This window comes from Kocuria sabuli (assembly GCF_040981185.1).
Taxonomy (GTDB): domain Bacteria; phylum Actinomycetota; class Actinomycetes; order Actinomycetales; family Micrococcaceae; genus Kocuria; species Kocuria sabuli.
Window position 1 is genome coordinate 1 of the sequence record NZ_JAVHZE010000082.1, and the last position, 613, is coordinate 613.

General features: G+C 55.3%; 1 protein-coding gene. It reads left to right on the forward strand.

Features of this window, described 5'->3' with window-relative positions:
- Positions 1-613 (forward strand): head maturation protease, ClpP-related (locus tag RE027_RS17995; RefSeq protein WP_368809665.1); only part of this gene is annotated, 613 nt, incomplete at both ends.

A 613-nucleotide genomic window follows, 5' to 3' on the forward strand; every position in this document is an offset into this window, starting at 1 on the left:
AACAGTATTTCTGTTTTTGATGTGATCGGACAGGACTACTGGGGTGAAGGCGTAACAGCCAAACGTATCGCCGGTGCGCTACGGGCGATGAATGGCGCCGACGTCACGGTCAATATCAACTCCCCTGGTGGTGACATGTTCGAAGGCCTGGCAATCTACAACCTTCTGCGTGAATACGAAGGCCGTGTGACGGTGAAGGTGCTCGGAATTGCCGCCAGTGCCGCCTCAGTCATTGCGATGGCCGGGGATGATATTCAGATCGGTCGTGGTGCATTTCTGATGATCCACAACTGCTGGGTCTATGCGATGGGTAACCGCCATGACTTTGCGGAACTGGCACAGTCTCTGGAGCCATTCGATAACGCTATGGCAGACATCTACGCGGCGCGTTCCGGCCTTGATATGGCAGCTGTTCAGAAACTGATGGATGCCGAGAGTTATATCGGTGGCAGTGACGCTGTGGCGAAGGGACTGGCAGACAGCCTGCTTTCTGCTGATGCGGTCAGTGATGGCGATGAATCACCCGCGGCCGCGCTTCGCAAACTTGATGCGCTGCTGGCTAAAACCAACACCCCGCGCTCTGAGCGCAGAAAACTCATTAAAGCCTTATCCG